We start from the raw sequence: 13,053 nt of genomic DNA on the forward strand, positions 1-13,053 counted from the left end.
ATCCGGCCAGCCTCGGGGCATGAGGAACCGAAGGCTGCCGCGAGAGTTGTTGAGTTACGGGGGGTCCGGAATTGGATACGCGACCCACCGCCCCAAGCTTTACGGGTGGTTTCAAAATGCGCGATCCCTACTCTATTCTCGGCGTCAATCGGAGCGCCAACGCTGACGAGATCAAATCGGCGTGGCGTTCGAAGGCAAAGACCATTCATCCCGATCAGAACAAGGACGACCCCGACGCCGGCGAGCGCTTCGCCGAAATGGGCCAGGCCTATGAGGTGCTGAAGGATCCCGAGCGGCGCAAGCGCTACGACCGCGCATCCGCTCTTCAACAGACATTCATGCAGCAGCGCCAGGCAGCCCGCGAAGCGGAAATGCGTGCCAAGGCTTCCCGCGAGCGCGCGGCAAAAGTGATGGAAGAGCTTGCCCGTGCCAGCGCCAAGCGGGCGCAGGCCGAAGTACTTCAATCCCAGGCGCAGCAGCAACAGCAGAACGGCAAGGCCCGTGGCGATGCTCCGCCGGAACCGGCCGAAGACATGGTCGAGCGTATCTTCGGCGTCTCGCCAGACGGCCAGACCGCCGACTCCGGACAGAAGAAAACCGCAGACGAGGCGTCGAGCGCGCAGGCCGCTCGTCCATCGTCGAAAAGCGACGCGACAGGAGCCGATGCAGCGGATGAGGGTCCCGGCAGCCGCCCGGCCCCGCCGACCACCGGCATGGGTTCCGGTCTTCTCAACACGCTGCTGCGGCGCATCCGCGGCGAAACCGTGACCGTTCTCGAAACGGCGCCGGATCTTCTGGCCGAAGCGGTCGTGACGATCGAAGACCTTCTCAACAGGGGTTCGGTCATCGTGCATTCCAGCGACGATCGTGACGTGCGCGTTTCGCTTTCCGCGGGCATGACCGAGAGTCATGTTGTGCGGCTGAAGGGCCAGGGGCTGAAGCTTCCCGGGATGAAGCAAGGCGATCTCGTGGTGACCCTGAAAGTGGCCAAGCATGCGGATTTCCGGGTGAGCGGTTTCGATATCCACACCATTTTGCCGATCTCCCTCGAAGACGCCGTTCTCGGCGCCGAGCCGATGCTGAAGACGCCTGAAGGCGAGCAGACGATCGCGGTTCCCGCATGGTCGGGGTCCGATCAGGCGATCCGGCTGGAAGGCATGGGGCTCTACAACGATGCAGGCGGCCGCGGCGATCTGGTGGCGGAACTGCGCATTGTGCTTCTCGAAAAGCCCGACCCGAAGGTGACCGATCTGATGCGCCACATGCGCCACGGGCTGTATCTGTAAGACATCGATCCCCAACCGGCTCCGGCGACAGCTGAAACGTTGGCCTCCCCTTTCGCCAAAGAGTGGGCCTACGAGTTGGTATCCGCAAGCTTGAACCCTTGCCCTGCCTATGTCATAGGCAAGGCCAAATCGAGTTTCCAGGGGATATTCATGGTTCAGGCTTCCGGCCTCATGTCAGGCAAACGCGGCGTCGTCATGGGTGTCGCCAACAATCGCTCCATCGCATGGGGCATTGCCAAGGCCATTCACGATCAGGGTGGCGAAGTTGCTCTGACCTACCAGGGCGACGCCCTGAAGAAGCGGGTCGAACCGCTCGCTGCCGAAATCAACGCTTTCATGGCCGGCCACTGCGATGTGAGCGACGAGTCGACCATTGATGAGGTGTTCGCCAACATCGAGAAGAAGTGGGGCAAGATCGACTTCTTCGTGCATGCGATCGGCTTCTCCGACAAGGATGAACTGACCGGCCGTTATGTCGATACGACGCCTGACAACTTCGCCAAGACGATGCAGATCTCGGTCTACTCCTTTACGTCGGCCGCACGCCGCGCCGAAAAGCTGATGACGGACGGCGGCGCCATGCTGACGCTGACCTATTACGGTGCCGAAAAGGTGATGCCGAACTATAACGTCATGGGCGTTGCCAAGGCTGCACTTGAAGCCAGCGTCAAATACCTGGCCGTTGACCTCGGACCGAAGAATATCCGCGTCAACGCGATCTCGGCCGGCCCGATCAAAACGCTTGCCGCGTCCGGTATCGGCGACTTCCGCTATATCCTCAAATGGAACGAGTATAACGCACCGCTTCGCCGCACGGTCACGATCGAGGAAGTGGGCGATGTCGGTCTTTATCTTCTGTCGAACCTGTCGCGCTCCGTCACCGGTGAGATCCACCATGCGGATAGCGGCTATCACGCCATCGGAATGAAGGCCGTCGACGCGCCTGACATTTCCGTCGTGAAGGACTGAGCGCCCCGTGCTTCTCTACGTCATCCGTCACGGCCAGACGGACTGGAACGCTGAAGGCCGGCTTCAGGGTCAGAAGGATATTCCTCTGAACGATACGGGCCGCCTTCAGGCTACCGGCAATGGTGAAGCGCTGAAAGAACTGCTCGGCGACGATGTCGCCGATTTTGACTTCGTGGCAAGCCCGCTCTCTCGCACCCGCGAGACGATGGAGCGGCTGCGCACAGCGATGGGGCTCGATCCCCTCGCCTACCGGACCGACGACCGGCTGGTGGAAGTTTCGTTCGGCGACTGGGAAGGCCAGACGCTGGCCGAAGTCAAAAAACTCGAGCCCGAGCTGCTGAAGGAAAGAAAGCGCCAGAAATGGAGCTTCATTCCGCCGGGCCAAACTGCCGAGAGCTACGAAATCCTGTCATGGCGCATCGGCGCCTGGATGCAGTCTCTGACCGGTCCGACCGTGGCGGTTGCCCATGGCGGCGTCATCAGGTCGATCTTTCGCCTGATCGGCGGCGTTGGAGAAGAAGAAGCATCGTCCATCGCCATCCATCAGGACCGTATCCTGAAAGTGGAGCCGCTCGCCGGCCGGATGGAATGGCTCTGAGCCGCTGAGGCCGGTTCCGGCCCTTACTGTACGATTTCGAGATCGTCCACGACGCGGTTGCCATCGACGACCGTGTAGAACACCAGAACCTTGACGCCCGCCTTCAGGCCCTCGAAGTTGAACTCTTCCGGCACCTTGTAGGTCTTGCCGTCGTCCAGCGTCAGGCTGAGCGACTTGGCGTCGATCGTCTTGATCGTCGCCTCGACGTCCACGCTCTGCGCCCAAGTGCTCAGCGGCGAGAAAACACCGGCGGTCGCAAGCAAGGCAGCAATGAGGATACGCATGATGAAGATCCCTGGAACAAACGGTCTGTACTAATTCGGTGCAAGATAGCCTGCCGATTGTGGCGAAAATTGCTCGCCAGCATGACATTTTCGCTACAAACAACAGTTTGATTATTAACCATATTCTTCCGAATTCAAGACGCCTTAAGACCAAATCGAACGTTTAGTGACCGCGTTTACCAACTATTTGCAATAAAACGCGGCTTCACAGCTCTAAGGCGGATGTGGAATGGGAAATTAACTGCGCCACAATACAGTTATACCCGGTCACAAGAGTTAACGAGAAGGTGTTCAGTTTTGGCGCTCTGGCGTTCCTCCATTACCGAAAGGTTTCGCCCTTTCAGCAGTGCATGCGCGCCTGCCGTCGCAGCCTTCCTCGTTTCGCTGACAGTTATCGTCACCGCGGTGGTCCTCGATCACCGATTCGTGCAGAAACATCGCGACGATATTCACGCCGCCACGACACGCGCGGCCGGCACGGCGGCCCGTCAGATCGCCTCGCGGCTGGAGCTTGATTTCGCGGTCGCCGATAGCCTGCGCAATGCGTTGATCGGTCAGGCAGGATACAAGCCCAACGATATGCAGACCGCTGCTCGTCAGGCACTCGCCGACCTGCCGCACCTTTCCGCAGTGATCGCGGCACCGGGATTCACACCAACGACCTTCTTCCGCCGCGACAGCTTGGCCGGTGAGACCGGTATCGATCTTGCTGGTCTTAAGGCGGATCTCGACCGGGCCGGCAACAAGGCGCGCCCAAGCGTGCTGACCGGATCGCAGACGGGCAGGCTTACCCTCATCATGCCGGTGCCTTCCGCCAGCGGACAGGAAGCCGGGCTCTGGGGCGCTCTGGTTCTCGTCCTCGATGTCGCCGATCTGCTTGATCCCGCGACACGCCCTCAGGTTGGCGACGCGGCACAAACGTCCGAGACGGTCTTCGACTGGCTCGATCTCGCGCTCGTCGACAACAGTCGAGCCGACCAAGCCGTGTTTTACGGCAATGAAGCGGGAAAGGGCGGCGATCCGGTCCGGTGGTCGATCACCGTCAAGGGTACGGACTGGCAGATCCTTGCGGCGCCGCGCGTCGGCTGGAATGCTTCGCCCGCCGGTCAGATGCGGTTCCGGTTGATCCTGGCGCTGGCATCGCTTGCGATCGTCTTGCCGGTGCTCATTGCGACCTCGCTGATTTCGGAACGCAACCGGCATATCGAGACGCTGCGGCTGCGCGAAAACAAGCTGTTTGCACTGTCGCGACGGTTCGGGCTTGCCATGGAAGCGTCGATGATGGGCATCTGGGAAGTGACTGATGAGGGTGTGCAGCTCTCCTGGGACGATCGCTCCGCCGCTCTCCACGCCAATCCGTCAGCCACCACCGGCAACAGGTTCGATGACTGGATGGCATCGATCGCGCCTGAGGACAGGGCTGTCGCGGAAGCGCATCTCTTTACAGTTCTCTGCACCGACAGCCCATCGACCGAGACCTATCGCCTGATCCTGCCCGGCGGCGACATCCGGCATCTTCGCTCCGCCGGCGCGAGGGTCCAGAACGAACGCGGCATCCAGGCGACCGGCATCGTCTGGGACGTCACCGCCGACGTGACGATGGCACAGACCCTGCGCGACGCGAAAGACAACAGCGAGGTCAAGAATGCCGAGCTCGAACTGGCGCTCGACGAATTGTCGGACCGGGAGCAGGAACTGGAAGGTCTGTCGCGCAAGCTCGACCTCGCACTCGGTTCCTACGGATGCGGCGTCTGGGAATATGATCCGGCAACCGGCTGCGAGATATGGGACGCTCGCATGTGCCAGCTTTATGGCGTTGCCCCGATTGCCGGCCCCCTTCCCCACGACTTCTGGCTGTCTCTGCTGGTTCCGGAGGATCGCCAGAGTGCTCTTGACGCGGCAATGCGTTACCTTTCCGGCGACGTCGAGGAGGCTCTGATCGTTCGCGTGCCGCAGTCTGACGGCAGCCTCCGCTATATCCGGTCCGTCGGTCAGCTGGTGATCGGTCGCGACGGTTCACGCAAGCTTATCGGCCTCGCCTTCGACGTGACCAAGGACGCGGTGATGACGACCGAGCTCAAGTCTGCAAAAGCGGAATCGGATGCTCGCAATGTCGAGCTTCAGATGGCCAAGACCCGCATCGAGCACAATGCGCTGCACGACCCGCTGACGATGCTTGGGAATCGCCGCAAACTGGACATGGAACTCGACCACCTCTCGCGTGCAAGCCAGGTTGAGCGGCAGAAGTTCTTCATCCTTCATCTCGACCTCGACCGGTTCAAGCAGATCAACGACACGATGGGCCATGCGGCCGGTGACGCGATGCTGGTGCATTCATCCCGGATCCTGTCCCGCAACGTGCGTGACGAGGATATCGTTGCGCGGATCGGCGGCGACGAGTTCGTCATCCTGATGAACAATTCCGCATCCATCGAGGACGTGGCCGAGCTTTCCCAGCGGATCATCGCCGAGTTTCGTCAGCCCTTCGACTTCGACGGCTTTTCCTGCCGGTGCGGCGTTTCGATCGGCATTGCGCAGGCAACCGGCCTTAATGTCGATGCACGACGCACGCTGGTCAACGCCGACATCGCGCTCTACCGAGCCAAGGGCCTCGGCCGCAACCGTTTCGAATTCTTCACGCTCGACCTGCAGGAAGAGATCGTCAGCCACAAACGGACCGCCGACGAAGTGCTCTCGGCGATCGACAACGGCGAGTTCGTGACCTGGTACCAGCCGCAGTTTTGCGCCAGAACCGGTGAACTGACCGGGGCCGAGGCGCTGCTACGCTGGAACCATCCGCATCACGGCATCCTGGCGCCGGCGCGGTTCCTGAGGATCGCCGAAGACCTCAACGTGTCGGCGGTGCTCGACCAGATCGTGCTTGAGACGGTGCTGAAGGACAAGATGCGCTGGACCGCGCTCGGCCTCAAGGTGCCGAAGGTCTCCGTCAACGTCTCGTCGAAGCGGCTGCATGACGAAAACCTGATCGCGAACCTCGAGTCGCTGTCCATCACGCCCGGCGAGATCTGTTTCGAGCTGGTGGAGTCGATTTTCCTCGACGACGGCGACGTGTCGGTATCGGGCAATATCGAACGCATCAAGGGAATGGGCATCGACATCGAGATCGACGATTTCGGGACCGGTCATACCTCGATCGTCTCGCTGCTGAAGCTGAAACCGAAGCGGCTTAAGATCGACCGGCAGCTGGTGATGCCGATCCTCGAAGCGCCGCAGGAACGGACCATGGTCCGCTCGATCGTCGACATTGCTCGCTCGCTTGGCATCGACACGGTGGCGGAAGGTGTGGAGACGATGCAGCATGCGGAATTGCTGCGCGAACTCGGCTGCGACCTTCTGCAGGGCTATGCCTTTGCCAAGGCCCTGCCCTTTGACGAATTCGTTGAGGCGGCCAGAGCCGACTGGCTCAAACAGGCGGCATGAATGGCACCGAATGGCCGGCCGTGCATCCATGTCCGGGATCGACAGCCCGATATGGGGCAAGAAGGGCTTGTCGCCCGCCGACCTTTTCCATAAGACATCCGCGTCAAAGTTTGACGTCCAAGATTGACGGAGGCGGCCCCTCCGAAGCCGGTTAGTGAAATGTCGCACAATACTTTCGGTCATCTTTTCCGTGTCACGACCTGGGGCGAAAGCCACGGGCCGGCGCTCGGCTGCATCGTGGACGGATGCCCTCCCGGCCTGCGCTTCACGCTTGCCGAAATCCAGGCCTGGATGGACAAGCGAAAGCCCGGACAGTCGCGTTTCGTGACCCAGAGGCGCGAGGACGATATCGTCAAGATCCTCTCCGGCGTGATGATGGATGCCGACGGCGAGACGATGATTTCAACCGGCACCCCGATCTCCATGTTGATCGAGAATACCGACCAGCGCTCCAAGGACTACGGCGAGATCGCCCGCAGCTATCGCCCCGGCCATGCGGATTTTGCCTACGACCTCAAATACGGCATCCGCGATTATCGCGGTGGCGGCCGCTCATCGGCCCGCGAGACGGCAGCGCGTGTCGCTGCCGGCGCGATTGCCCGCAAGGTCGTGCCGGGAATGACCGTGCGCGCAGCCCTGGTGCAGATCGGCAAGCACAAGATCAACCGTGACAACTGGGACTGGGGCCAGGTCAACGAGAACCCGTTCTTCTGCCCCGACCCTGAGATGGTGCCTGTCTGGGAAACCTATCTCGACGGCATCCGCAAGGCCGGATCGTCGATCGGCGCGATCGTCGAGGTGGTGGCGGAGGGCGTTCCCGCAGGGCTTGGCGCACCGATCTATGCCAAGCTCGACCAGGAAATTGCTTCCGGCCTGATGTCGATCAATGCCGTGAAGGCCGTCGAGATCGGCGATGGTTTTGCCGCCGCCGAGCTTTCCGGCGAGGACAATGCCGACCAGATGCGGATGGGCAACGATGGCCAGCCTATCTTCCTCTCCAATCATGCCGGCGGCATCCTCGGGGGCATTTCGACCGGCCAGCCGATCGTTGCCCGCTTCGCCATCAAGCCGACCTCGTCGATCCTGAGCGAGCGCCAGTCGATCGACGCTGATGGCAACAATGTGGATGTACGCACCAAGGGTCGCCACGATCCTTGCGTCGGCATCCGCGCCGTGCCGATCGGGGAGGCGATGATGGCCTGCACGATCGCCGACCATTTTCTCCGTGACCGGGGTCAGACCGGTAAAACCCGCTAGGAATCATCACATGCCCTACGATCAGAAGCGCGTCGTCGACGCCATCCGCGCCTTCGAAGCCGGCGAAATCGTCGTTGTTACCGATGACGACGGACGCGAAAACGAAGGCGATCTGATCGTCGCTGCGGTCCATTGCACGCCGGAAAAGATGGCCTTCATCGTGCGCCACACATCCGGTATCGTCTGCACGCCGATGCCGCGCAGCGAAGCCAAGCGCCTGAACCTCAACGCCATGGTGGCGGAAAACGACAGCGCGCATACGACGGCCTTCACGGTGACGGTCGATTTCAAGCACGGCACGACGACCGGGATCTCGGCCGACGACCGGACGCTGACGGTGCGCAACCTCGCCAACCCGAATGTCGGCCCGGCCGACTTCGTGCGTCCCGGCCACATCTTCCCGCTGATTGCCCGCGAAGGAGGCGTTCTGATGCGCTCCGGCCATACGGAAGCGGCCGTCGACCTGTGCAAGCTCGCCAACCTGCCGCCGATCGGCGTGATCTGCGAACTCGTCAACGACGACGGCACGGTGACGCGCGGTCCTCAGGTGACGGAGTTTGCGATCACCCATGGCCTGAAGCAGGTGTCCGTTGCCGATCTCATCGCCTATCGCCAGCGCAAGGAAACGTTGATCGAGCTGCACGGCACGTTCGACATCGAGACCCCGAAGGGCAAGGCCAAGGCACACGCCTACTCCCTGCCCTGGGAGACGATGCAGCACGTCGCCATCGTGTTCGGCGACATCAGGGACGGCGTCGACATTCCGGTCCGCCTTCATCTGGAAGACGTGGCGCGCGATGTGTTCGGCGCGGCGCGCTCCGTGGACCGTTACATGGCAAAGATCGCCGACGAGGGTCGCGGCGTCATCATCTATCTGCGCGAGGGTTCGGTTGGCGTCGGTGCCAGCACGACGTCGCGCAAGGTCCGCTTCGGCGAGGAATCGCACGCGGAGGCCAAGGTCCGCGACAGCGAGTGGCTGGAAATCGGCCTCGGCGCCCAGATCCTGCGCGATCTCGGCGTGTCTTCGATCAAGCTTCTGACCAGAAGCGAACGTCATTACGTCGGCCTCGAAGGGTTCGGCATCCAGATCGCCGAGACCGTGATCTGCTGAACGGCCACTGAGCGGAGCGCGTTTCCGTGCTGACCTTTTGAAATAGAGGTTGTCGCGGGAACATCGCATTTGCGCACGTGTTCAGTCTCAGGACGTTGCTGGAAAATGCCGGCGACGTCCGACAGACGCAACCGTGCAAGGATCAAGTCCGTGACCCGAAGCCTGAACATCGTTCCGCCAGCCCTCGATCCCGCCGTCTCCGCTGAAAGGACGACCGTCGAGAGCATGACGTTTCCGCCGAGCGGCTTCGTGCCCAACCACCCCCACCTTCCGGCTCTGATCTACCGCAACGCCCTTGCCATCGATCCTCTGGTTGGCGATCCCGCCAGCCTGTTCGAAGACCTTTTTGCGAAAAACGGATGGCAGGGCATCTGGCGCGATGGCGTATTCGATTATCAGCACTACCACACCGGCGCCCACGAGGTCCTCGGCATCGCAAATGGTCGCGGCCTGCTGCTGATCGGCGGTCCGGATGGCACCGAAATCTCAGTCCATGGCGGCGATTGCATCGTGTTGCCGGCAGGCACCGGGCACATGCGGCTGGAAGCCAGCCGCGACTTCGTGGTTGTCGGCGCCTATCCGCCAGGACAGCGTGCGGATCTTCAGACCGGACCCGCGGATTCTGAGGGTCTCGGCCGAATTTCGAGCCTTCCCGTGCCGCAGACCGATCCGCTCCGTGGTCGCGACGGCCCCCTCCTTCGGCACTGGGTCCGTTAGGGTTCATTCATGTACATCTAATGCGTGCGCAAAAATCCGATAGGCACAATTTTATCGGAACAAGCACAGCAGCCTTGCAGTTACCCCGCTGATCGCCACCCGCTCTACGGCCCGGCAACCCAAGGCTATAAAGATGAACACGCGTCCTCAATTCGCCTCGTCCACCCCGCTGTCAAAGCTCCCGCCGCAAATCTACTACGTGCATCCTCTCATGCTCAAAGGCTTGCAGGATTGGCGCCAGGTTTTTGCCCTTGCGAAGGATCTCGGCTTCGATACGGTCCTCAGTGCGCCGCTGTTTGCACGCGGCGCGGACACGAGCATTTTCGTCAGCGGAGACCTGGACAGGCTTGATCCGGCGCTGGGACTTGGGGAAAGCGTCGACGACGGCGTGAAGGCACTGACAGGTGCCGCTAAAGAGCATGGCATCAAGCTGATGCTCGACATTGCCATCGATCGGATCGCCGATGCCTCGAACCAAGGCAGCGCCGTCGTATTCGACCCGCGTCGCTCGCCGCAGGAAAGCGGCAGCCGCACGATCGATATCACTCATGAAACGCAGCTGCTTGATGACTGGCGCCGCCGACTGGCGCGGCTGGCCGGGCTTGGCATCGCCGGCTTCCGCTGCATCGGCATTGGCAAGGTCGCGCCCGACGTCTGGAAGGACCTGATCGCTGCGGCCCGCAGTGCCGTCTCCGACACCATCTTCCTTGCCTGGACGCCAGGCACCAGTTTTGAAGATCGCAAGGCGCTCAAGGGCGTCGGCTTCGACGGCAGCTTTTCGTCCTTTGCCTGGTGGAACATGGAGGAACGCTGGATCCTCGACGAATACGAGGTGCAGCGCGAACTCGGCTACCAGATTACCTTTCCGGAAGCCCCGTTCGGCAAGCGCATGGCGCATGGCATTGACGGAACCGAAGTGTCGGAGCGCCGAGCGGTCCGGGCCCTGAAGCTCGCGTCGACCTTCGCCAGCGGCCTCATGGTGCCGATGGGCTTCGAATACGGCTCATCCATCCCACTTGACCCGCTGACCGGTGACGGAATGGGTCTGCGTGGGCTCAAGGACCAGGGCGTGTTCGACCTGTCGAGCGACATCCGAGCCATCAATGCCGCGCCGAACAAGACATCGGCCGGGTTTGGCCGCCAGCCGCTGAGGTTGATTTCCACCAGCCAGACTCAGGCTGTGGCGCTCTTGCAGACCGACCATGAGGATATCCGTGCGTCGTCGAAGATCCGCGTCGTGATGCTGAACCGCGATTTGCGCAGGGTCACCAAGGCTCCGTTCAACGTGCTGCGTGAAGCAGCCTCCCCTTTCCTGCCGCTGACGGCGCCGGGGAATGACGCCGACATTTTTGCGCCCGATCTCATGCTGAAGCCGGGCGAACTTCGCGTTTTCGAAGGCCATGCCTCGCAGCCGATCATCGAAGCTGTTCCGGTTTCCACCGCAGCACAGGCCGCGGCCACGCCGCGGCTGGCGATCGAGAAGATCACGCCGTCGGTGGACGACGGCCGTTTCGTGGTGAAGCGTGTGGTCGGCGAGACGGTCAAGGTCGAAGCCGACGTGTTCGGCGACGGGCACGATCCGCTGTCGGCGTCGGTGATGTGGCGTGCGGCCGACGAGGACCAGTGGACCGAAGTGCCGATGACGCTTGTCACCAACGATCGTTGGGCGGCAGAATTTCCTCTGAAGCGGATGGGTCGCCACGAGTTTGCGATCGAGGCCTGGAAGAACCCGTTCCAGATCTTCCGCTACGAATTCACCAAGAAGCACGAGGCGCGGCTCGATCTGCGGCTGGAGATCCAGGAAGGCATCAATCTGGTGCTTGATGCGCTGGATCATGCCACGGGTGACCTCAAGACCGAACTGAAGGTGCTGTTCGACAAGCTGACGGCGCAGGACGATCCGAAGCGGACCGAAACGCTACTGCTGGCCGACACGGCCGAGCTGATGGTGGAAGCCGACCGCCGCCCGCATCGGGTTCGCTCGACGCTGATCCCGGTCGATGCCGAGCGGACGGCCGCAGCGTTTGCGAGCTGGTTCCAGGTGTTCCCGCGCTCCCAGAGCGGCGATGCGAACCGTCACGGCACCTTCGACGACGTGATTGCGCGGCTGCCGGCGATCCGGGAGATGGGCTTTGATGTCCTCTACTTCCCGCCGGTGCATCCGATCGGTTCGACCAACCGCAAGGGCAAGAACAACACGCTGACGCCGGCCCCTGATGATCCGGGCAGCCCATACGCGATCGGCTCGGAAGATGGCGGCCATGACGCGATCCATCCGGAGCTCGGCACGTTCGAGGATTTCCGCCGGCTGGTGGATGCCGCCAAGGAGCACGGGCTGGAGCTCGCTCTCGACCTCGCGATCCAGGCATCGCCCGACCACCCGTGGCTGAAGTCCAATCCCGGCTGGTTCGACTGGCGGCCTGACGGCACGATCCGCTATGCCGAAAACCCGCCGAAGAAATACGAAGACATCGTCAACGTCGATTTCTACGCCAAGGACGCGGTGCCTTCGCTGTGGATCGAACTGCGTGACGTCGTCCAGAAGTGGGTCGATAACGGCGTCAAGCTGTTCCGCGTCGACAATCCGCATACGAAGCCGTTTCCGTTCTGGGAATGGATGATCGCGGACATCCGTTCGCGCCATCCCGACGTCGCCTTCCTGTCGGAAGCGTTTACGAAGCCGAAGGTGATGTACCGCCTCGCCAAGGTCGGGTTCTCGCAGTCCTATACCTACTTCACCTGGCGCAACGCAAAGTGGGAGCTCGAGCAGTATATGCGCGAGATCACCACAGAAGAGCCGAAGGAATTCTTCCGTCCGCACTTCTTCGTCAACACGCACGATATCAACCCGGATTTCCTGCAGAACGCACCGCGTCCGGCTTATCTGATCCGTGCGGCTCTGGCCGCGACGCTATCGGGCCTGTGGGGCGTCTATAACGGGTTCGAGCTTTGCGAGGGACGCCCGGACGCCAAGCGCAAGGAATACGCGGACTCCGAGAAGTACGAGATCCGTGCCTGGGATTACGACCGTCCGGGTCACATCAAGGGCGAGATCGCGCTTCTCAACCGCATTCGCCGCGAAAACCCGGCGCTGCATTCGCATCTCGGTCTGCAGCTCCTGCCCGCCTGGAACGACAACATCATGTTCTTCGAAAAGGCCAGTGCCGGCCGCGAGAACGTGCTGCTGATCGCCGTCAATCTCGATCCGCACAACGCACAGGAAGCGGATATCGAACTGCCGCTGTGGTCGTTCGGCATTCCGGATCACGGAACCCTCGACCTCGAAGACGTCATCGGCGGCGATCGCTTCTCATTGACCGGCAAGGTGCAACGCATCCGCCTCGACCCTCACTCCGGCCTGCCATTCTCCATCTGGCGCGTCCGTTAAAG

The 13,053-nt window shown here is 61.8% G+C and carries 9 protein-coding genes; 8 read left to right on the plus strand and 1 reads right to left on the minus strand.

The window, feature by feature from the left end; all coding sequences use genetic code 11:
• Positions 1 to 116: 116 nt before the first annotated feature.
• From IFT59_RS12010 to IFT59_RS12020, 3 genes are all read left to right on the plus strand, one after another.
• Entirely contained in the window at positions 117 to 1,286 is a 1,170-nt protein-coding gene (locus tag IFT59_RS12010; protein WP_192086931.1) for a DnaJ C-terminal domain-containing protein, read from the plus strand.
• 150 nt (positions 1,287 to 1,436) lie between these two features.
• Positions 1,437 to 2,255 carry an enoyl-ACP reductase FabI gene (gene fabI / locus IFT59_RS12015; RefSeq protein ID WP_062453638.1) on the plus strand — a complete coding sequence of 273 codons (819 nt, stop codon included), beginning with the start codon at positions 1,437 to 1,439 and terminating at the stop codon, positions 2,253 to 2,255.
• 7 nt (positions 2,256 to 2,262) lie between these two features.
• Complete coding sequence (locus IFT59_RS12020; protein ID WP_062453639.1) at positions 2,263 to 2,853, plus strand: histidine phosphatase family protein; 591 nt, start codon at positions 2,263 to 2,265, stop codon at positions 2,851 to 2,853.
• 23 nt (positions 2,854 to 2,876) lie between these two features.
• On the opposite strand, the gene IFT59_RS12025 is transcribed toward IFT59_RS12020, so the two are convergent.
• Positions 2,877 to 3,137: a DUF1344 domain-containing protein gene (locus tag IFT59_RS12025; RefSeq protein ID WP_062453640.1), complete on the minus strand. Its 261-nt coding sequence runs from the start codon at positions 3,135 to 3,137 to the stop codon at positions 2,877 to 2,879.
• Positions 3,138 to 3,434: 297 nt separating this feature from the next.
• On the opposite strand from IFT59_RS12025, the gene IFT59_RS12030 reads away from it, so the two are divergent.
• The 5 genes from IFT59_RS12030 to IFT59_RS12050 all read left to right on the plus strand — a co-directional run bounded on the left by IFT59_RS12030 (position 3,435) and on the right by IFT59_RS12050 (position 13,051).
• Positions 3,435 to 6,578, plus strand: coding sequence for a putative bifunctional diguanylate cyclase/phosphodiesterase (locus tag IFT59_RS12030; protein ID WP_249407532.1), 3,144 nt, complete (start codon positions 3,435 to 3,437; stop codon positions 6,576 to 6,578).
• A 159-nt stretch (positions 6,579 to 6,737) separates the two neighbouring features.
• Complete coding sequence (aroC, locus tag IFT59_RS12035; protein WP_192086932.1) at positions 6,738 to 7,835, plus strand: chorismate synthase; 1,098 nt, start codon at positions 6,738 to 6,740, stop codon at positions 7,833 to 7,835.
• Positions 7,836 to 7,845: 10 nt separating this feature from the next.
• Positions 7,846 to 8,946, plus strand: coding sequence for a 3,4-dihydroxy-2-butanone-4-phosphate synthase (gene ribB / locus IFT59_RS12040; protein ID WP_062453643.1), 1,101 nt, complete (start codon positions 7,846 to 7,848; stop codon positions 8,944 to 8,946).
• A 225-nt stretch (positions 8,947 to 9,171) separates the two neighbouring features.
• Positions 9,172 to 9,663: a cupin gene (locus IFT59_RS12045; protein WP_192087164.1), complete on the plus strand. Its 492-nt coding sequence runs from the start codon at positions 9,172 to 9,174 to the stop codon at positions 9,661 to 9,663.
• 133 nt (positions 9,664 to 9,796) lie between these two features.
• Positions 9,797 to 13,051, plus strand: a complete 3,255-nt coding sequence (locus IFT59_RS12050) for a maltotransferase domain-containing protein (RefSeq protein WP_192086933.1) — start codon at positions 9,797 to 9,799, stop codon at positions 13,049 to 13,051.
• Positions 13,052 to 13,053: the final 2 nt, after the last annotated feature.

Source organism: Rhizobium sp. CFBP 8752, assembly GCF_014842035.1.
Taxonomy (GTDB): Bacteria; Pseudomonadota; Alphaproteobacteria; order Rhizobiales; family Rhizobiaceae; genus Neorhizobium; species Neorhizobium soli.

What these genes read in the sequence shown, in the direction of transcription:
- IFT59_RS12010 (WP_192086931.1), top strand. Translation starts at nt 117, where the DNA reads ATGCGCGATCCCTACTCTATTCTCGGCGTCAATCGGAGCGCCAACGCT.
- fabI (WP_062453638.1), top strand. Translation starts at nt 1,437, where the DNA reads ATGGTTCAGGCTTCCGGCCTCATGTCAGGCAAACGCGGCGTCGTCATG.
- IFT59_RS12025 (WP_062453640.1), bottom strand. Translation starts at nt 3,137, where the DNA reads ATGCGTATCCTCATTGCTGCCTTGCTTGCGACCGCCGGTGTTTTCTCG.
- aroC (WP_192086932.1), top strand. Translation starts at nt 6,738, where the DNA reads ATGTCGCACAATACTTTCGGTCATCTTTTCCGTGTCACGACCTGGGGC.
- ribB (WP_062453643.1), top strand. Translation starts at nt 7,846, where the DNA reads ATGCCCTACGATCAGAAGCGCGTCGTCGACGCCATCCGCGCCTTCGAA.
- IFT59_RS12045 (WP_192087164.1), top strand. Translation starts at nt 9,172, where the DNA reads ATGACGTTTCCGCCGAGCGGCTTCGTGCCCAACCACCCCCACCTTCCG.
- IFT59_RS12050 (WP_192086933.1), top strand. Translation starts at nt 9,797, where the DNA reads ATGAACACGCGTCCTCAATTCGCCTCGTCCACCCCGCTGTCAAAGCTC.